The sequence below is a fragment of the Streptomyces sp. WAC00040 genome, from assembly GCF_056835925.1.
The window spans coordinates 641,384-659,437 of the sequence record NZ_JAKQZE010000004.1 but is presented as its reverse complement, the minus strand read 5'-3'; the positions used below and the strand labels follow the sequence as shown (position 1 = coordinate 659,437).

Here is an 18,054-nt window from a genome sequence, read left to right as displayed (position 1 = left end):
GCCTCGTACGTCCGTACCGCAATGCGTCAGGGACGCGCAGCAACAGGAGAGTCGTGCAGTACGAGCACAGAGTTGACCTGCCCGGGTTTCCCCCGGGACCCGGCCGACCGCACCCGGGTGTCGTGGAGGTCTGGCGGTTTCACGCCACCCCTGAGGAGGTGGATGCCGCCGAGCGAAGGGCGGACCTTCTCGGTCCTGAGGAGCGGCGGCGTGCGGCGGCCTTCCGGCGTCCCGCCGACCGCGATCTGTACCTCGTCTCCCACGTGGGACTGCGGGTGCTCCTCGGCTTCCGACTGGGGATGGCGCCCGCGTCCGTCGAACTGCGGCGCGCGGCCTGCCCGCTGTGCGGTGGCCCGCACGGGCGGCCGGAGGCAGCGACCGCTCCCGACCTCCACTTCTCTCTCTCGCACGCCCACGGGCTCGCACTGTGCGCCCTCGCCTGCACGCCGGTCGGCGTCGACCTGGAGGCGGCCGCCTCCGTCCCGGACGCGAGTCTCGTGCCTCAGCTTCACCCTGTCGAACGCGCCGCGATCGGACGGCTGCCGGAGAGCCGCCGCGCGGACGCCTTCCTGCACTGCTGGGTTCGCAAGGAGGCTTATCTGAAGGGCATCGGCACGGGCCTGGGGATCGATCCCGACACGGTCCATGTCGGTCTGGGCCCGCGGCATGGCGACACGTCGCCCCCGGAACTCGACGGCTGGGGGCTCGCCACGGTGCCAGTGCCCCTGGGCCATGCGGCGGCGGTCGCCCTGCGGCATCCGGACGCATTCGCTGTCGAGGTCCGCGCGGCCTCGCTCGCTTCGCTCCCCACGGCTTGCGCCGTGTGAGGGGACACGACAACGGAAAAGGCCGCGAGAGTCGGCGACCGCACGGCCTTCCATCCTGGGAGTTCAGGAACTCGGGGTCTCCTCGTTGCCTGAACGCAGCTCCAGCGTGCAGCACTTCACGCTGCCGCCCGCCTTCAGCAGCTCGGAGAGGTCCACCCCGATCGGGTTGTAGCCACGGCCCCGCAGCTGTTCGGCGAGACCCGTGGCGTTGTGCGGCAGCACGACGTTGCGGCCGTCGGAGGTGGCGTTGAGGCCGAAGACCGCCGCGTCGTCGCCCGTGGCGATGACCGCGTCGGGGAACAGCCGCTCCAATACTGCGCGGCTGCCGGGGGAGAAGGCCGGCGGGTAGTACGCGATCGTGTTCTCGTCCAGGACGGTGAGTGCAGTGTCCAGGTGGTAGTAGTTCGGATCGACGAGTGTCAGGCTGATCACCGGACGGCCGAAGAACTCCTGCGCCTCGCCGTGGGAGCGAGGGTCGCTGCGGAAGCCCGTCCCGGCGAGGAGCAGGTCGCCCACGAGGAGGTAGTCACCCTCCCCCTCGTTGACCAGCTCGGCCGTGCGCAGATCGGAGATGCCGTGCGCGCGCAGCCAGTTGCGGTATGCCGGTGCCTCGTCGACGCGCTCGGCGTCACGGAAACGGGCGACCAGAGCTCGCCCGTCCACGACGGTGGCGCCGTTGGCGGCGAAGACCATGTCCGGGAGGCCCGGCACGGGGTCGATGACCTCGGCGGTGTGACCCAGCTCCAGGTAGACCTCACGCAACCGCTCCCACTGTGCGATCGCCAGGGGGGTGTCGACGGGCTTCCGCGGGTCCATCCAGGGGTTGATGGAGTAGACCACGTCGAAATAGGTGGGCCTGCACATGAGATAGTGCCGGGGACGTGCTGTGCGCATGGGTGTAAGTCCCTGAGAGTCGTGGGCGGTTCGGAGTCGGTCACTCGTCTGGGGGGCAAGGCGCCGAAGGTTGGCCGGGCCGGCCCGGGTCTGCTCGACCGGTGCGGCAGGTGTCGGAGGTGCCCGTCGCGGGTCATCTCCGGGGGCGCCGCGGGGAAGCGCAACCAGTAAAGCAAGGCTTACCTAAATATGGCAATGTCGCGCTACGATGGGCTGGTTGTCGGCCCGACGCGGCCGCGATGCCCAACCCACCTCGCGATGCCGTTTCGCTGTTGTGCGGATCGGCTCTTTCCACCCCAGGTGCTCTCATACGGAAGGCGGTCGGCATGTCCAGGGACATGGATGCGCTCGCCGAGGACGGTCACCGGACCGTCGCCGAGCTGGATGAGTCGATCATCGACCTCGTCCGCAGGCGTACCGCCCTGTGCCGGGAGCTGACGGCCCTGCGACGGGCGGCGGGAGCCCCCGCGATCGAACTCTCCCGCGAGAACGCGGTGCTGCGCCGCTACCGCGAGGCGCTCGGTCGCGAGGGAACGTCGCTGGCGATGCTTCTGATCGAGCTGGAGCGGCGGCCGCGTTCCGTCCAGGTGCCGGCGGCACGTCCGGCGCCCTTGGGCGAACGGCTCGTTCCGGCCGAGCGGCATTGAGTCCGAACGCCTCAATGAGGCCGAGAGCGGTACCGGGGCTCGAGCACCTGCCATTTTGCAGTGAGGCTTTCCGGGCCGGGAGCCGCAGCCCAGCGCTCCCACGTGCACCTGCCGGGGGGATTGTGCCTGCCCCAGTCGGTGGGAGACGCCGGGCGGTCGGCAGTCAGGCTATGTCGTCCAGCTTCCCGGCCTTCGCCTCCTCGATGAGGGAGGCGAACTGGTCGGCGCTCATCTGCACGCGCTGGCCGAAGCCGTCCGTCAGAACCACACGGCGCTCTGCGAGGGCGCCCGGGTCGACGAACAGCTGCGGACATCCGCAGTTGCGGTTGCCGCAGAAGGCGGCCACCGGCTCGAGACCGCTGATGTCGCTCATCGTCCACAACCTCTCAGGGATCCACGGCAGTCGAAGTGGAGAGTGACCGCCCTGGGTTGCCTGGTGCATACCCCTGCTGCGTGCCCACAAGTACCACCGTGGAAGGCGCACCGCTGCCTGAACGCACTGGGCTCCGGCCCCGTACCCCACATTGCGAGGACCACCGCAACCCTCGGTAGGGCCGGCCCAAGGGAGCGGATTAGCTATGGCCGAGAAGCGCGACACCGTCACCGGGACGAGCTGCGGGCATTGCGCGGCGAGCAGCACCGAAGAAGTTGCCGGCGCCCTTACCCGGCCTCCCGTCGGGCCATGCCTGTGTCCACGGCGGCTCCTGTTGCCCGTTGACCCGCGGCCGGCGCCACGACTGGCCAAAGGCTGTCCACTGCCTGTACTTGGAGAATCCCTCAACACGGCGAGCAGCGACGGGACGGACCCGGGACCGGGCCGCTGATGGAGATCTCTGCTCGGGCCGCTCGGCCGCCGACCCCGGTCGGCGGCCACCTGCCACGTGCCGCGCGGGGCGCAAAGACGCATAGAAGGCGTAAGTCGCGGCGCAACGCCGTATTGCCGCTGGGGGACTTGTGTAGGTTGACCCCCGTGCAGGGACCGGGAAGCAGCGCCAAGCGGGTCATACGTGGCCTGACAGCCGCGCTGCTGTGTCTGCTGCTCGGCTGTGTGAGCCACGTCTCTGCAGGTGGGCGGCTTCCCGGGTGGGGATGGCTCGCCGCCCTGTTCACGGTGCTCGCTCTGGTGGGCGTGGTGCTGTGCCGTAGCCGTCGGGGCTTCGACGTCCAGGTACTGGTGTTGGGTGCTGCCCAGTTGGTGGTGCACATCGTCTTACACCTGGCCGGGAAGGCGGCTGCCGAGGTCGCGGCCATGTCGCCGGGACATGCGCACCTTCACGGCGTGATGGTGTCCAGCGCGGCTCCGGTCAGTGGTGGTGGTCACCACGCGATGTCGGTGGATATGACGGTGGCCCATGGTGCGGCGGCCCTGGCGACAGCGGTCTGCCTGGCCTACGCGGAGCGGCTGGTGCGGCGGCTGGCCGCGATGGTCGTTCCCAGGTTGGGCTGCTTGCGGCTGTCGCCGCTACCGGAGCCCGCGCCGTGGTTGCTGCCGTGCGGCCCGCGGGTGCTGGGCGCCAGGTACTCGGTGCTGCTCGCGCGTTGCCTGCCCCGCCGAGGCCCTCCGCTGTCGATATCGGCCTGACGACACTTCGCTCCACGTGCTTTCACCATCCCCGCACAGCCACCGCTGTCCGGGGGCGGGTGCGGCATGCTGTTCTTCCTTGAGCGCGGCGTCAGGCCGGTTGCGCGGCTTCTGCCGCGATGTGCGCCGCGCTGCTCATGCAGCGGCGGTCCTCGATTCGACTTCGCGCTGAGCGCCTGCGGCATGTCCGACGGGCGCGTCCTTGGAGTTCCGCATGTCCACTTCGCCTGAAGATCCATCCATAGCAACATCTGCTGGACTCACCGACCAGCCATCCGAAACGGGCAGTTCTGCGACGAGCACAGCGGCACCGCCCCGCTCATCCGCCGTCGACGCCCCCCGGTCGAAGAACCGTTCCCGGCAGGGAGCGCGAGCGCTGCTGATGCGCCTGCACTTCTACGCGGGCGTGTTCGTCGCGCCCTTCCTGATCGTTGCCGCCCTGACCGGGCTCGCCTACGTCTTCGCCCCGCAACTCGACCAGCTGGTCTACGGCGACCAGCTGACCGTCGAGAAAGTCGAGGGCAAGCCGCGTCCGTTGGCGGACCAGGTCGCCGCTGCCCGCGCCGCTCATCCGGAGGGGGCACTGGCCTCGGTCCTCACTCCGGCAACCGAGGAGGAGACCACCCGGGTGGTGCTGGCTGTCCCCGAGCTGGGTGAGAAGCAGCGCACCGTGTTCGTCGACCCCTACACGAACGAGGTCAAGGGTGAGCTGACCACCTTGTTCAACGCCACACCGCTGGCCATCTGGCTCGGCGAACTGCACCGCAGCCTGCATCTGGGAGAGGTGGGGCGGCTGTACTCGGAGACGGCCGCCAGCTGGCTGTGGGTCATCGCCGCCGCCGGACTGGTGCTGTGGCTGGCGCGCAGCCGGTCCAAGGAGGGCAAGTCGGTCCGACGGTCGCTCCTGCCCGACCGCAGCGCCCGCGGCGTGCGCCGCACCCGCAGCTGGCACGCCACCACCGGCCTGTGGCTGGCCGTGGGCCTGTTCTTCCTCAGCGCCACCGGCCTGACCTGGTCGAACTACGCAGGCGCCCGCTTCGAGACCCTGCTGGACAAGGCCCACGCCCACGCCCCCGAGCTCAACACCTCCCTGTCCTCCGGCCCTGGCGGCTCTGGCGACTCCCACGGCAAGCACGAGAACCACGGCGGGTCGGCCTCGTCCAATCAGGCAGCCGATCCCATCGACGACATCGGCCCGGTGCTGGCCACCGGCAGGGACGCCGGGCTCACCGGCCCCCTCAAGCTGACACCCCCGGCGGACGAGCACAGCGCCTGGTCCGTCGCCCAGGACGACACCGTGTGGCCAGTCCACCTGGACGAGGTCGCCGTCGACGCCAAGACCCGCGAGGTCACCGCCCGCAGTCGGTGGGCTGACTACCCGCTGCTGGCCAAGCTCACCAAGCTCGGCATCCAGGCCCACATGGGGAGGCTCTTCGGCCTGGCCAACCAGCTCCTGCTCGCCGCCACAGCCATCGGATTGCTGTTCACCACCGCCTGGGGTTACCGCATGTGGTGGCAGCGTCGACCCACCCGGGCCGACCGCAGCGTCCCCCTCGGCAAGCCGCCCGTGCGCGGAGCCTGGCGGCAGCTGCCCCTGCCGGTGCTTCTCCTCGGTATCCCGGTCGTGGTGGCCATCGGCTGGGCGTTGCCGGTCCTCGGCATCACCCTCGTCGGCTTCCTGGCCGTGGACATCGCCCTCGGCCGCATCCACCACTATCGCCATAGCCGCAGCAGCATCGACGCGTCGACCAGGTAGCCGACCGTACCCACCTCTTCAGGAGTCACTCTTGACAGAACGTCCCGCTCAGGTGTGTACGGCGCGCCGATGGACCGCCCTTACCGCCACCGCCACCGCGGCCGTACTGGCCGCCGCTGCCCCTGCGTTCGCACACGTGGGGGTCTCCGCCAAGGACGCTCGCGCACTGGCCACCGACGTCCGCCTGGAGTTCATGGCGGAATCGGAGTCCGCCTCGGCCGGCATCACCAAACTCCAGGTGTTCCTGCCCGACGGCATCAAACCGGCCGACGTCCGCTACGCCGACGGCCCGAAGGACTGGAAGCTCACCCGCGAGGAGAGGACCTTCACCGTCTCCGGCCCAGCCGTGGCCACCGGCAAGGACGCCGAATTCACCGTCACCATCCGCCAACTGCCCAACACCAAATCGCTGGTGCTCAAGACCCTGCAGACCTACAGCGACGGCCGCATCGACCGATGGATCGAACGCGAGGAATCAACCGGCCACGGGCACGGCAACGCCGCCGCCCCCCGGCTCGACCTGAAACCCGCCGCCGCAACAGCCAGTCCCACCTCCACCGCCAAGGAAACACCCTCACCCAGCAGCAGCGCGACGACGCACACACCCAGCAACACCGCCGGCCCGGACACTGACCGGAAGGACACCGCAACCCGGCAGGACGACGCCACCTCCCCGCTCCTGCCCGTGGCCCTCGGCGTGCTCGCGCTCGCCGCGGTCGGCGGCGGGATCCGGTGGCGGCGCCGTAGTGCCGCCACCCGCCGCTGACCCACCAAGCGGTGCCCGGCCCCCACGGGGTCGGGCACCAGGGAGCGTCACGCCGTGTTCTCGTACAGCTGTGGAGGACGTGTTCCCAGGGCACCACCGCATCCTTCCTCGGCGCGGAGGCCGTCATCTGGGACCGGTCCCCCCGCCAGGCTCGACTCGACGACACCGCCGGCGCTCGCCGACGCCGGTGCGGGCAGGCGAACAGACGGTCGCCAGTGTGCCGGCCAGTGGGAGGGCGCGGTCAGCGGACTCGGGTGCCGCGGGTCCACGGGAGGTGGATTGGGTTGGGAATCCATGAGGATCCCTTTCGCGAGCAGGGACTGACAGTTCGAGCAACCACCTCATGTCCAGCGGGCCCGGCCGGGCCGCCTCGCCAGGCGGCACTGGGTCAGCTGTCGCGGCGCACCAGTCGGTAGCCGAACCTCCGGCCTGTGCCTTCCGATTTGCGCCGGGCTGCGTTGTTCCTGAAGCCCTGCGCTGCCGTGACGAGCCGGTCCACGCGAAAGTTGTCCCGGCGCAAGCGCTGGAATGCCGAGCGTGACATGCCGATCTGCGCGGAGGCGTCCCAGGTGGTTCTGCCGTCGCAGATGGCCTTCAGCACCACGGCGAGGCCCAGCGGATTGATCGCGGGACCGTTGAGGTGGTGATGCTCGGACATGGCTCGGGCCGCTTGCATGGCGGTGGCGAAGGCCACGTCATCCGCCAGCCATTGGCTCAGGGTGTTCTGTGGTACCCCCGCAGACTCCGCGCAGGCGGCGTGGGGCAGCCCCATGGCCGCCCCACGCAATGCCTCAGCCCGGCGCAGTGCGTTCTCCACCTTGAGGTCCGCGACTGGATAGCAGGCGGCGAACAGGGCTCGTTGCGCATGGTCGGCGGCAACCGAGGCGGCGATCACGTCGTCCGCCCACCCCTGGTCGTGGCGAGGCTCCTCGTCGCGTGTATCGGTCACCGGGCCTGCCTTCGTGCGAAGCGGAGGCGGTCACGGTTGCTGTGCCTCTGCGGGAGGGACAGGGAGCCGGAGTCGCGGCGCAGGAGGAGGACGGCGGTGGTGGCCGGTCCGGTCAGGGTGCCGAGCGAAATGCCGACGATGTCGCGGTTGGGCGCGTAGGGGAGGAGCCAGGAAGCGCTGAGTCCGAGGGACAAAGAGCCGATGACAGTCATGCGGAAGCCCTCCTGGAGAAACCCGTCATCGCGGTGTCGGTGGGCGTCAGCGCCACCTGTTCGAGCTGGGTGAGGACGAGCACGGCGAGGTTGTCCAGGGCGCTGCTGTCGCGGGGAACGGTGGTCAGCATGGGTTACCGGTTTCTGCGGGGTTTGGTGAGGAGTTCCTCGATCTCGCGCTCCACCTCGGCGTTGAGGAGATCGCATTCCTCTGTCCACTCGTCGTTGAAGACGGTGTCCATGGACTCCTCCCCGCCGTCGTTGATGAGGGCGACCATAGTCGTTACCGGGGGCAGCGAGGACAGGTGGGTCAGGGCTGCGTATACCGGCCGGCTCACGCTGGACGGCCGGCCCTGGCGAGCGGCACTCAAGCAGACACGGGTCACCGAGCGCCGCGACCGCTTCAGCAACTTCCGGAAACGCCGGTGTGAGACCTGTCGACCCCTTTGACCAGCAGTGAGAGGCTGACGTGAGCCAGTACTGCGACTTGGGCGATCAAACCCTGTGGAACCCGTCCGACGGGGCGTCCCGGCGGTGATCGCCGACACCATCGACGGACCAGTCCAGCTCAAGGCCATGGGAAATGCCGACTACCACCTGGGCTACCACGATTCCACCATCCTCAGCCTCCACGAGTGGTTCACCAGCCACCGGAGCCCGGTTCCCCACGCTTTGGGCGTCGACCAGCCGTCGCAGGTGTACTTCCCCGCAGTGCTCTCCGCGACGCGGATGCACGTGGACCCCGATGCCGGCACCCACAGTTCGCCGTCGTCACCGGCGCTGATGTCCCAGGCGGTGACTTCGTCCGGGCAGTGGGGCCGCCGGCCCGCAGATCGGTGATGACGACTCGCACGAGTGCGGCGGCTGCCGTCGGGTCCGATCGGGCAGCTTGGTGCGCCACCATCGGTGCTCGTCCATGTTCTGCCAGCCTCTCGCGCGCATCTTCGCTGCACCCTCGGGCGTTTGCTCGTGGTCTCGGTCCTTGACGGCGACGTGGAACTGGTAGTTCGTGTCCGGTGGGGTTGAAGGACGCGATCATGGTGCGCCTCCAGTCCGTGACGCCCAGCGCTTGATGCTCGCGTAGTCGCCGGGAGCCTGTACGGGCATGTGCCACGCCCAGGAGGCGAGTCGCAGGTCAGCCGTAGCTGCGGCCAGGGCCGTGACGGTCCAGCTGCCACGTGTAGGGCAGCGGCCCGAGTCGACGCTCCAGAACTCGTCCCGGGCGAACGATTCCGCCCGATGCGCGGACAGGGTCGCTTCGCCGTGGTCCCCGGAGAGCAGCAGTGTCCGCTCGCGGCGAGCCGGCCGTTCGGTCATGGGGGGATGCTGCCGAGGTGCGATCCAATTGAGGCGCGCATTCGCCCGCACGCTGTGCCCGCATACTGGTCGACCCGGTGCCCGGCCCACCCGTGCGGGTAGCGTCACGCCCGGCACGGATCACCTGGGGGGTAGGGCATGGGCTGGGAAGCCGCACCACTGGCAGGCGCACATGTGCGGCTGGAACCGCTCGCGCACAGTCACCACGACGACCTGTGCGAGGCGATCCGTGACGGCGAGTTGTGGAACCTTCAGGTGACGCTCGTTCCCCACCCCCGCGACGTGGGCGCCTTCATCGACGATGCGCTCGCCGCTCACGCCGCCGGTACCCAACTCGCGTACGCGACCGTCGACCTGGCCGGCGGGCGCATCGCCGGGTCGACCCGGTTCATGGAGATCAATCTGCCGCATCGCCGACTGGAGATCGGCTTCACGTTCCTCGGCCGGTCCTGGCAGCGCACCGCCGTCAACACCGAGGCGAAGCTGCTCATGCTCACCCACGCCTTCGAGACGCTGGGCATGAACCGCGTCGAGTTCCTCACCGACGTACGCAACAGCACTTCGAGGGCCGCAATCACCCGTCTCGGCGCCACCCAGGAGGGGGTCCTGCGCCAGCACATGGTGATGCGTGACGGCTGGATCCGCGACTCCGCGCTCTACAGCCTTACACGCTCCGAGTGGCCGGACGCGAAGAACGCCCTCACGGCCCGCCTCGCGCACGAGCCGCCCGCTTTCTGACGGATCGTCCAGGTCGCCTTCCAAGCCGTCGGAGGCAGATGATGGCACCGGTTGCAACGCCTCGACTTCCGGCAGACAGGTGCGGCGCACACCCCGGGCGGACGCTGCCGTTGTGAGCGCCTTCCCGAGTGCCCGGCGTCGGAGCACGGTGTGGAGCAGGTCGTCGGTGATGACCGGCGGCCGGCCGCCGTGCTTGCCCTTGCGTTCTCCCGCTCGATTCTCCGCCGTCGCGGCGAAGAAGCGAACAGCAGCTTGCCCGGCCCGGTGGGGTCGTAGATGCCGGCAGGGGTCCGGCGAGCATCTCCAGGATCAGGCCGTGGGTGGTGAAGTGGTCGGCAAGCGCGGTGAGTTCGGCGGCATCGCGGTCACGGCGCTTCATCTCGTAGACAGTGAAGATGACCCGGCAGTGCGGAGCGTGCGCGTTGACCTCTTGCGCGGTCCGCAGCGCCTCCTCGAACTGGGGGCGCAGCCGCACCCGAGTGCTGGTCTTCTCGCTGAAGATCTTGTCCCTGGGGATGCCGTGCTTACTGAGGGCGTCCAGCTGGGAGTCGAGTTCGTGCCCGAGGGTCGAGCACCTTGCATACCCGATGCGGATGTCCGCGCTTGGCAGGTCGGGGTCGATCGGCGGCGAGGTGCCGGGCCGCCACGGCCGGCCCGGGCCGCGGTCGGCCGGGGTCGGCACCCGCAGCGCCTTCTTCAGTCGGGGCACCATGGGGAAGCGGCGGGTGTGACAGGCGGAGGCGACCGCGCCGCCGCGAGCGGCACGGCGAGCCGGGCGGAGCGTCACACTTCTGACAGGCCTGCTGCTCGACGTTGTCCGCGTCCGACCGGTCGGCCGGGGAGATCTGCTGAGGGCCCGTCATGGGCCCGGATCTTCCACAATGCAAGTCGCAGAAGGGGGTCCGTCCGACCTTTGAGCGAGAACAGGTTCTGAGAACGAGTCCGGAGCCGGCGAGGAGCGGACCACCCGTTCTGGATCTTGTTCGCGCGAAGGACCGTTTGTGAAAAACGTGTGACGTGAAAGCGTCACCGCGGGTTCGGATTTCACCGCCCCTGCAGGTGACAGACGTACTTGTCAGAAGGGGTGCCCCTCGCTGGAGGGGCACCCCTTCTGCATGGGACTGTCTCACCTTGATCCGGCCCGGCACCCTGTGGATCAGCCTGTGTGGACCAGGCGTGGACCACCTGTCGAGGCCAGCGAAGCCCACCCCGCAGAAGGAGTCACTACGCCACCTTGCCGCCGATGAGTCCCACGATCGCCCCGAAGCCCATCATGTAGGTCGTGGAACATGCCTCAGCGGCGGCTTTCACTTGCTCGGAGTCACCGCCGAACGCGGCCAGGAGCACATTCAAGATCAGTGCTAGGACCGTCAGCGCAGCCACCGTGCAGGGGACAAGCATGCCCGAGTAGCCGGACCGCGTACGGCCCCCTGGCCATGCCCGACCCCCAACCGGGCAGGACACCGGCCAAGCCGCTCCGGCCGGACGTGATCACACCCGCGCCACCCACACCAACCCCACCGGCCACGAGGCAAACCGCTCCGCTCCTCTCAACTCAGCTTCACAGGAGCCAGGTTGGTCACGAGCCTGCATCCAGGCACGACGAACACCCCGGTACCATCGGCACCGGAATCCTGATCAGGGCTTCCGCGACCGGACCACCCCCCGCTGTCCAGGCTCAGGGGTGGTCCGGTCTTCAGTTGTTGTGCATTGGACTCCAGCGGCGTCAGCAGACGGACGGGCCACGCTCAGCTCAAGGCCTTGCCCACCTCGTAGATGGTCGGCCGGTCCTCAGGCGCGAAGCTGACCATTGCCTCGACCAGGCCGCCCAGCTCCCCGGGCACGGTTACGGAACGACGTCGTCCGTCCGCGACTGCCTGCCGCTGCACCGGACGCGGTGCGTCGTCGGGATACTCGACCGCCCGCCAACCGGTGGCGGAGATCATCAGGGACGCGCCGAGGGCGTAGACGTCAGCAGCCTGCGTCGGCTCCGCTTCTCCGGTGGCGAGCACGCTGCGCGAGATTTCCGGCGCCTCGTAGTGGACGAGACAGCCCCGGAACGGGAAATCGAATCCCGCTGGAACGTGCCCTCCACGCGCAAGCGCCAGGTCGATGAGATGTGTCCGCTCCGGCCCGACGATGAAGTGAGCCGGTTGCACATCCCCGTGAGCCCAGCCCGCCGCGTGCAGTTCGGCCAGGGCCTCCACACAACCCAGGACCACACTCATATGCGGTTCGACGGACGAACCCTCAGTACGGCACGGCTCCCACAGCCGGTACAGGTCCGGACCCTCACGCCACGGCTGGACATTCCACGTTCCGTGCTCCCACTCCCCGTACGCGATGCCATCGGCACCGAGTCGGTGGAGAACCGCACCCTCACGGGCCGGCGCGAGAGCGGTCCAGGGCTGGCCCGGCCACTCGGCGGTGGCCTCGATCGGATACCCGAGCTTCACCGCGTGCCGACCGCGAGCCCCGTCCACCTCCCAGACCGAGGATCCACGGCGGTTGAGCACGAGGCGCTGAGACGTGGGCATGAGCGCGTCGAGCACCACGATCGGCAGTTCTGGAGTCAGACCGGACAAGATCGTTGTCTCCCTTCATGGGCGCAGCGGCCGACCCTGAGCAGAGGCCGGCCGCACACGGTCGCCGCGGACTACGCCTTGCCGTAGGGACGGCCGCAGTCGGAGTCGCACTGCGCCAGGTTCTCGCCATTCACGGTCCACAGGTCGTCGAAGACCATGAACCCAGCGGCCTTCATCGCCTGTGCCGAGGCGGCCACCATCTCCGGGTCACGCGCGCCGCCGCCAGGCTTCGGGTTGTGGTGCAGGAAGCGACCCGCGTACTTCTCGCAGAGCCCGGCGTACTCCTTCGTGTGGAGGATGAGCGCGTGAAGCCCGAGATCCACGTCATCGGACGGAACCATGGGAACGGTGGCCGTGGCTGCCGTCACCAGGAAGGCCACGGCCTGGTCCGTGATCCGCTCGGCGCGTTCGGGTGTCTGTCCGTCGTGAACGACCACGAAGTGGGCGAGGCTTTCGAACAGCTCCTCGCCGGCCATCGCGCGACCCGTCCTCTGGTCGTTCGCCGTTGCCGTCATGCGTACATCTCCTTGTGTGAGGCGATACACGGGCATCCCGTCCCCCGGCCGTCGAGCTCGGCTCATAGACGACTGGGGAGCGGGCTTGGAGGCCAGCCCCGGACGGGGACGGGGAGCAGTGGAATTGGCACCCTTCCGGGGCGGACCGGTCTAATGGCTGGTGCCGAGGGCCGTCCCCGCCACCAGGCCGGACGCGCTGCTGATGCCGATGATGAACAGCAGCCCGGTGTACCTGCCGATTGCCGCCATCACAGGCCGACCTCGCTGTTGTGGTCCTTCACGGCCAGGCGTTCGCTCAGCTCGTCCCGCGCCCCGAGTGCCACGACATCGTCGGGCATGGCGTCCCACTCCATGCCGCCCTGAACCGGCCGCATCTGCACCCGTCCGCCGAGCTCCCCCATGATCGCCCCGACTCGTCCCGTGGCCACGTCCTTCGCCACGTCACCGATGCCAGGTCGTGGCTGCTGCGGATGGTCCAAGCCCGATAAGGGCGTTGCTTTGTGCGTGGTCATCGCCATGCCCCCTTGTGGTGAGCCTTTGCCGTCACAGCAAGCATCGAGGCGGTCACAGGGCGGGACTAGTGTGATCTCTAGTGTGAAGTTCCCCCAGGGCTTGGGCACTTGAGTTCCCTCGTGGCACTTTCGGAGGAAGATGGACAGCATGAGGATCGGCGAGCTGATCAGAGAGCTGCGTAACGCCCGCGGATGGTCGCAGGGTCGCCTGGCGTCGGAGATCAACGACGCACACGGCACCTCGCTCTCGCGGGAGTACGTCAGCAACTGGGAGTGTTCCAAGATTCAGCCCGGAGAGTTCTACCTCCGCGCACTCTCCGCTGTGCTTGACGTTCCCCTAGCCGTACTCGAGGACGATGTGAAGCGCCGAACCTTCCTTACCGACGTGGCCGGGGCTGCGATAGCTCCGGTCGTTGCCTCCGACCTGCTCACCATGGGCTTTGCGGCCCGCCTCCAGGGCGGCCCCACAACCGAGACATGGGAAGCCAAGCTAGCCACGTATGGCACCCAGTACATGTCCATGGGAGCCGCAGACATGCAACGCCGGGTCGCCGGCGAACTGGTCGCAGTCCAGCAGCAACTGGAGCAGCCCCAACTCTGGTCCGTCGCTTCACGATTGATGACCCTGTACGCCAAGACGTTCCCCGGTTCAGACGGGGCCAAGGCAGTGCACTGGTACCGAATGGCCGCCCAGTCCGCCGACCAGTCGGGCGACGACGACGCCCGCGTCTGGGTCCGAGGACGGGCGGCAATCGCTCTCGGGTACGAAGGCGCATCGCTCGGCGTCGCAGACGTTCTCGCCGACCAAGCCATGGCGATCAGCAAGAAACCTTCCCTTGGCCTACTCAACGCGATCATGGGGAAAGCGCACGCAGCAGCCATCCGGGGCGACCGCACCACCGCCGTGTCCCTGGCCGAGGAAGGGCGTCGCGTCTTTGATCGCGCAGGCTCTCACGAGCAAACGTCGGACTACGCGGTGCCGTGGTGGCGTATGAACGTGTTCCTGTCTCTCCTGCTCGCACGCTTGGGTGACGAGAAGGGCGCAATCGAAGCCCAAGAGCAAGCCGCACGAGAACTGCCCGAGACGCTTCCCCGGTTTGCGACGCACCTTGAGATGCACCGCGGCTTGATGATCGCCCGCAGTGGTGACCCTCACGGAGGCGTCGAGTACGCCCGAGCCGCCATGGCGGCCCTACCGCCGGAGAAGCACTCGCTCACCCTCCGACTCCTGATGACAGAGATCGAGCAAACATGAGTGGAGGACGCTGCCTCGCGAAGCAGGCAGCATCTCCGGAGCGATGCCGGGGGATGTTAAGGCGCTAGAAGATCAGTCTGCATTGGCAGGTACACCGGTCGCCCTGCCCGCCTGGATGCAACATCACGTCATGCGGGCCATCGGTCGGCTGACTCCCGTCGAACTCGAAACCGTCATGACCACCCCGGCCCCCCAAGCCGCGTGCCCCAACCTGCCACCCGAACCTGCATCAGACCCATTCCATGGGGAAGCATCCGCGCGGAGGGTGAAGAGGACATCAGAGTCGTTTACCGAGTGTGCACCGGACAACACGTCACAGACGCAACCGAGTTCCCGCTCGCAAGAGAGGGGTGTCGCGAAAGTGACGCTCAGCCCGCCAGCATCTGACCGGATGATGCAGCTCGCGACCTCGTCTTGGAGGACGGCGGTATGAAGCAATATGGCGAGAGCATGCTTCAGCAATAGTCGGAGCATCTCAGCGAGCGACGAGCAACGTCCCTCCAAAATGGGGGCAGCTGCCGGCCGCGCCTGTCACGCTGCGGCCCATCATTGGAGTTCGCTGAAGCGTTCGGTGTGCCGGGTGCGGCCCGCGACGATGATGGTGTCGTCGGCTTGGACGACGGTGTCAGCCGTCGCGTAGGTGAAGCCTTCGCCCGGGCGTTTGATGGCGACGACGGTCAGGCCGAAGCGGGTTCGGATGGCGCTGTCGCCGAGGCGTTTGCCGATGACGTCGGCGGGTGGATTGGTCTTGGCCATGGCGAAGTCGTCTTCAAACTCGATGTAGTCGAGCATGCGGCCGCGCACCAAATGGGCGACGCGCTGGCCCATGTCGTGCTCGGGGTAGACGACGTGATGGACGCCGAGCTGGGTGAGGATGCGGCCGTGGGCGTCGCTGATCGCCTTGGCCCACACGTCCTGGATGCCGAAGGAGACGAGCAGTGAGGCGGTGAGGATGCTGGCTTCCAGATCGGTGCCGATGGCGACGACGGCGCGGTTGAACTCGTGGACGGCCAGTTGCCTCAGTACGTCCTCCTTGGTGGAGTCGGCGCGTACGACGTGGGTGAGGGAACCGGCCAACTGCTGGACGAGTTCGGGGTTCTCGTCGATGCCGAGGACCTCTGTATCTTCGTCGACGAGCTCGAGCGCCAGGGCCCGTCCGAAGCGGCCCAGACCGATGACCACGACGGAGTCGTCGTGGTCAACGGGGCGGGATTTGGGGCGGCGGTTCCTAGCCAATGACGGGTCGCTCCTCGGGAAGGTCGTACATGCGGACGCGCCGGCGCAGGGCGAGCGCGGAGGCCACGGTGATGGGTCCGAGGCGGCCGATGAACATCAGCACGATCAGCAGGACCTGTTCGGCGGAGGGCAGATCCGCGGTGATGCCCGTGGACAGGCCCACGGTGGCGAAGGCGGAGATGACCTCGAACAGTGACCGGTCGAGGTTGATGTCGGTGAAGACCATGAACACCACCGTGGAGCCGACCACGGCGCCCACCGAGAGCAGCACGACGGTCAGGGCTTGGCGCTGGGTGTCCCCGTGCAGGCGACGGTGGAAGATGTTGACCGCGCTCTCACCGCGTACTTCGGCGTAGATGACGAAGAACAGCACGGCGAAGGTGGTGACCTTGATGCCGCCCGCGGTGCCGGCGCTGGCACCGCCTACGAACATCAGGACATCCATGCCGAGCCAGCTGGCGGGATTCATCTGGGCGGTGTCGACGCTGTTGAAGCCCGCGGTGCGGGGCATCACGCCCTGGAAGAAACCGGCCAGCAGCTTGCCAGGTGTGTCGAGCGGCCCCAGGGTCGCCGGGTTGGTCCACTCGATCGCGGTGATGAACACGCTGCCGCCGACCAGGAAGACACCACTCGCCCACACCACGATCTTGGTGTGCAGCGACCAGTCCCACGGTCTGCGCCAACGTCGCCGCAACTCGAAGAGCACGGGGAAGCCCAGGCTTCCGGCGATGACCGCGAACGCGATCGGCAGGCAGATCCACGGATCGGTGACGAACCCCATCAGGCTGTCCGAGTAGAGAGCGAAGCCCGCGTTGTTGAACGCCGAGACGGCATGGAAGACGCCCAGCCACAGTGCCCTTGGCCACGACGCGTCATGGCCAAGGGCGAAACGCAACGTCAGTACCAGTGCGGTGAGCGCTTCCAGCAGCAGGCTGACCTTGACCACGCCGAAGATGACCAACCGCACATCGCCCAGTCCCAGGGTCTTGGTCTCGGCCGCCGCGGTCAGCCGGGCACGCAGCCCGATCCGGCGAGAGACAAGTACCACCAAAAGCGACGCGAACGTCATGATGCCCAGGCCGCCGAGCTGGATCAGGCCGAGGATCACGACCTGACCGAACCCGGTCCAGTACGTCGGGGTGTCCACCACGACCAGCCCTGTCACACACACGGCGGAAACCGAAGTGAACAGGGCTTCCAGCACGCTCGCTCCGCCGGGACCCGTTCTGGCCGCCGGGAGCATCAGCAGCACCGTGCCCACCAGGATCGCCGTGGCGAACCCGGCCACGACGACCTGCGCCGGATGCCGTAGTCGGGGCCACCGCCGGCTCACCACGGCAGCTCCGCACTGTCGCCGGACCACAGTTCGATCACTCGCACCGGACGACGATATCCACCTGGACAGCGTTCTGTACGCGTCCCTGACGCGAGCCCAGCGCATCTATACGCAGCCCTGACGCGTCGACTCGCCCACGAGTGAGGAGTCGCGGCCTAGCGTTCCCCCATGACCGCGTCACGCTTTCCACCGACACCATATGTGCCCGGTGCAGTCGGGGCGCCGGGCCGCTGGAGGGCGGCGACGTGAAGATCAGAGGTAACGATCGTGGCGCCCGCCTCACCATGTATGGGCTCTCCCTGGCCGGGACGACTCTGATCGTCTGTGGCTTTCTCATCGAGGCAGGGTGGCTTGTCGGAATCGGTGGCTGGATGGTGATCACCGCTGTCCTCATTGAGTTCCTCTAACAGCGGCTAAGAGAGAGCCGCTGCCGCCGCCCTGGCCCGAGCGGTCGCCGGGGCCGAAACCAGCGGACGACCGGCTGTGTCGGCAGGGGATCCTGTACGTCCTGCACCAAGACACCGCGTTGCAACTTCTGCCCCTAGAGCTGGGTTTCGGCTCGGACAGACCTGCCGGCGGCGCCTGGACCGCTGGCGACCGGCGGCCGGCCACCGTGCTTGCCCCTGCGGGCTGCGGTGTCGAGCCCGTCCAGAGTGGACTCGCGGATGTTCTCCCGCTCGGTCTCCGCCATCGCGGCGAAGAACGCGAACAGCAGCAAGCCGTTTGTGAGGATGGAAGGGCACACTGCCGACCGCCGCGGCGGGGACGGCATCTTCTAGCACGGCGGCTTCGCTGTGCACTTCTTCGACCGCGGCTTCGTCAATGACCTCGCCAACGGCTGGGACCTGCAAGAGGTCCATGCCTTCGAGGAGGGGGAGCTGCAGCGGCATTCGTGGCGGGTCACCCAGAGCCTGCACCGGTAGCGGC

23 protein-coding genes and 1 pseudogene are annotated in these 18,054 nt (G+C 68.2%); 9 read left to right on the top strand and 15 right to left on the bottom strand.

The genetic code is table 11. From position 1 onward, the window contains the following. Window positions 1–122: 122 nt before the first annotated feature. The gene (locus MDN94_RS33590) at window positions 123–827 is read left to right on the top strand and encodes a 4'-phosphopantetheinyl transferase family protein (RefSeq protein WP_482729596.1); all 705 of its coding nucleotides are present in this window, start codon (window positions 123–125) and stop codon (window positions 825–827) included. A gap of 63 nt (window positions 828–890) precedes the next feature. Here MDN94_RS33590 and ddaH read toward each other — a convergent pair. Beyond that, window positions 891–1,745: pseudogene (gene ddaH / locus MDN94_RS33585) on the bottom strand (dimethylargininase); the annotation flags it as partial. A 302-nt stretch (window positions 1,746–2,047) separates the two neighbouring features. On the opposite strand from ddaH, the gene MDN94_RS33580 reads away from it, so the two are divergent. Then, on the top strand, window positions 2,048–2,368 hold the full coding sequence (locus MDN94_RS33580) for a chorismate mutase (RefSeq protein ID WP_482729595.1): 321 nt from the start codon (window positions 2,048–2,050) through the stop codon (window positions 2,366–2,368). 163 nt (window positions 2,369–2,531) lie between these two features. On the opposite strand, the gene MDN94_RS33575 is transcribed toward MDN94_RS33580, so the two are convergent. Beyond that, on the bottom strand, window positions 2,532–2,741 hold the full coding sequence (locus MDN94_RS33575) for a hypothetical protein (protein WP_482729594.1): 210 nt from the start codon (window positions 2,739–2,741) through the stop codon (window positions 2,532–2,534). A 597-nt stretch (window positions 2,742–3,338) separates the two neighbouring features. Here MDN94_RS33575 and MDN94_RS33570 point away from each other — a divergent pair. From MDN94_RS33570 to MDN94_RS33560, 3 genes are all read left to right on the top strand, one after another. Further along, window positions 3,339–3,950 (top strand): hypothetical protein, encoded by a 612-nt coding sequence (locus MDN94_RS33570; RefSeq protein ID WP_482729593.1) that lies wholly within the window; start codon window positions 3,339–3,341, stop codon window positions 3,948–3,950. Window positions 3,951–4,332: 382 nt separating this feature from the next. Next, window positions 4,333–5,706: a PepSY-associated TM helix domain-containing protein gene (locus MDN94_RS33565; RefSeq protein ID WP_482729592.1), complete on the top strand. Its 1,374-nt coding sequence runs from the start codon at window positions 4,333–4,335 to the stop codon at window positions 5,704–5,706. A 31-nt stretch (window positions 5,707–5,737) separates the two neighbouring features. Then, a complete protein-coding gene (locus tag MDN94_RS33560; protein ID WP_482729591.1) occupies window positions 5,738–6,472 on the top strand; it encodes a DUF1775 domain-containing protein in 735 nt (244 codons plus the stop codon). 388 nt (window positions 6,473–6,860) lie between these two features. Here MDN94_RS33560 and MDN94_RS33555 read toward each other — a convergent pair whose 3' ends face one another. Genes MDN94_RS33555 through MDN94_RS33540 form a run of 4 tightly spaced genes read right to left on the bottom strand, consistent with a single transcriptional unit; the run spans window position 6,861 to window position 7,971 of the window. After that, the gene (locus MDN94_RS33555; protein ID WP_482729590.1) at window positions 6,861–7,421 is read right to left on the bottom strand and encodes a hypothetical protein; all 561 of its coding nucleotides are present in this window, start codon (window positions 7,419–7,421) and stop codon (window positions 6,861–6,863) included. Beyond that, window positions 7,418–7,633 (bottom strand): hypothetical protein, encoded by a 216-nt coding sequence (locus tag MDN94_RS33550; RefSeq protein WP_482729589.1) that lies wholly within the window; start codon window positions 7,631–7,633, stop codon window positions 7,418–7,420. The genes MDN94_RS33555 and MDN94_RS33550 overlap by 4 nt, the downstream gene beginning before the upstream one ends. Further along, window positions 7,630–7,764, bottom strand: a complete 135-nt coding sequence (locus MDN94_RS33545; protein WP_482729588.1) for a hypothetical protein — start codon at window positions 7,762–7,764, stop codon at window positions 7,630–7,632. The genes MDN94_RS33550 and MDN94_RS33545 overlap by 4 nt, the downstream gene beginning before the upstream one ends. A gap of 3 nt (window positions 7,765–7,767) precedes the next feature. Further along, window positions 7,768–7,971: a hypothetical protein gene (locus tag MDN94_RS33540; protein WP_482729587.1), complete on the bottom strand. Its 204-nt coding sequence runs from the start codon at window positions 7,969–7,971 to the stop codon at window positions 7,768–7,770. A 196-nt stretch (window positions 7,972–8,167) separates the two neighbouring features. On the opposite strand from MDN94_RS33540, the gene MDN94_RS33535 reads away from it, so the two are divergent. Then, window positions 8,168–8,473: a DUF3732 domain-containing protein gene (locus tag MDN94_RS33535; protein ID WP_482729586.1), complete on the top strand. Its 306-nt coding sequence runs from the start codon at window positions 8,168–8,170 to the stop codon at window positions 8,471–8,473. Between the two features lie 195 nt (window positions 8,474–8,668). On the opposite strand, the gene MDN94_RS33530 is transcribed toward MDN94_RS33535, so the two are convergent. Beyond that, entirely contained in the window at window positions 8,669–8,950 is a 282-nt protein-coding gene (locus tag MDN94_RS33530) for a hypothetical protein (protein WP_482729585.1), read from the bottom strand. Between the two features lie 138 nt (window positions 8,951–9,088). On the opposite strand from MDN94_RS33530, the gene MDN94_RS33525 reads away from it, so the two are divergent. Continuing rightward, the gene (locus tag MDN94_RS33525; RefSeq protein WP_482729584.1) at window positions 9,089–9,688 is read left to right on the top strand and encodes a GNAT family N-acetyltransferase; all 600 of its coding nucleotides are present in this window, start codon (window positions 9,089–9,091) and stop codon (window positions 9,686–9,688) included. On the opposite strand, the gene MDN94_RS33520 is transcribed toward MDN94_RS33525, so the two are convergent. The 5 genes from MDN94_RS33520 to MDN94_RS33500 form a co-directional block, all read right to left on the bottom strand. Next, entirely contained in the window at window positions 9,651–10,400 is a 750-nt protein-coding gene (locus tag MDN94_RS33520) for a recombinase family protein (RefSeq protein WP_482729583.1), read from the bottom strand. The two genes, MDN94_RS33525 and MDN94_RS33520, sit on opposite strands and share 38 nt — an antisense overlap. A 512-nt stretch (window positions 10,401–10,912) precedes the next feature. Beyond that, entirely contained in the window at window positions 10,913–11,071 is a 159-nt protein-coding gene (locus MDN94_RS33515) for a hypothetical protein (RefSeq protein ID WP_482729582.1), read from the bottom strand. Between the two features lie 365 nt (window positions 11,072–11,436). Next, window positions 11,437–12,273 (bottom strand): serine/threonine-protein kinase, encoded by an 837-nt coding sequence (locus MDN94_RS33510; RefSeq protein WP_482729581.1) that lies wholly within the window; start codon window positions 12,271–12,273, stop codon window positions 11,437–11,439. Window positions 12,274–12,344: 71 nt separating this feature from the next. Further along, a complete protein-coding gene (locus MDN94_RS33505) occupies window positions 12,345–12,788 on the bottom strand; it encodes a glycine-rich domain-containing protein (RefSeq protein WP_482729580.1) in 444 nt (147 codons plus the stop codon). 248 nt (window positions 12,789–13,036) lie between these two features. After that, entirely contained in the window at window positions 13,037–13,300 is a 264-nt protein-coding gene (locus tag MDN94_RS33500; protein ID WP_482729579.1) for a hypothetical protein, read from the bottom strand. A gap of 148 nt (window positions 13,301–13,448) precedes the next feature. On the opposite strand from MDN94_RS33500, the gene MDN94_RS33495 reads away from it, so the two are divergent. Further along, complete coding sequence (locus tag MDN94_RS33495) at window positions 13,449–14,555, top strand: helix-turn-helix domain-containing protein (protein ID WP_482729578.1); 1,107 nt, start codon at window positions 13,449–13,451, stop codon at window positions 14,553–14,555. Window positions 14,556–15,101: 546 nt separating this feature from the next. Here MDN94_RS33495 and MDN94_RS33490 read toward each other — a convergent pair. The 3 genes from MDN94_RS33490 to MDN94_RS33480 all read right to left on the bottom strand — a co-directional run bounded on the left by MDN94_RS33490 (window position 15,102) and on the right by MDN94_RS33480 (window position 17,845). After that, window positions 15,102–15,791: a potassium channel family protein gene (locus MDN94_RS33490; protein ID WP_482729577.1), complete on the bottom strand. Its 690-nt coding sequence runs from the start codon at window positions 15,789–15,791 to the stop codon at window positions 15,102–15,104. Beyond that, complete coding sequence (locus tag MDN94_RS33485; RefSeq protein ID WP_482729845.1) at window positions 15,784–17,124, bottom strand: TrkH family potassium uptake protein; 1,341 nt, start codon at window positions 17,122–17,124, stop codon at window positions 15,784–15,786. The genes MDN94_RS33490 and MDN94_RS33485 overlap by 8 nt, the downstream gene beginning before the upstream one ends. A 544-nt stretch (window positions 17,125–17,668) precedes the next feature. Then, entirely contained in the window at window positions 17,669–17,845 is a 177-nt protein-coding gene (locus MDN94_RS33480) for a recombinase family protein (RefSeq protein WP_482729576.1), read from the bottom strand. Between the two features lie 76 nt (window positions 17,846–17,921). Here MDN94_RS33480 and MDN94_RS33475 point away from each other — a divergent pair, with 76 nt between their 5' ends. Beyond that, window positions 17,922–18,050, top strand: a complete 129-nt coding sequence (locus MDN94_RS33475) for a hypothetical protein (protein ID WP_482729575.1) — start codon at window positions 17,922–17,924, stop codon at window positions 18,048–18,050. Window positions 18,051–18,054 lie beyond the last annotated feature (4 nt).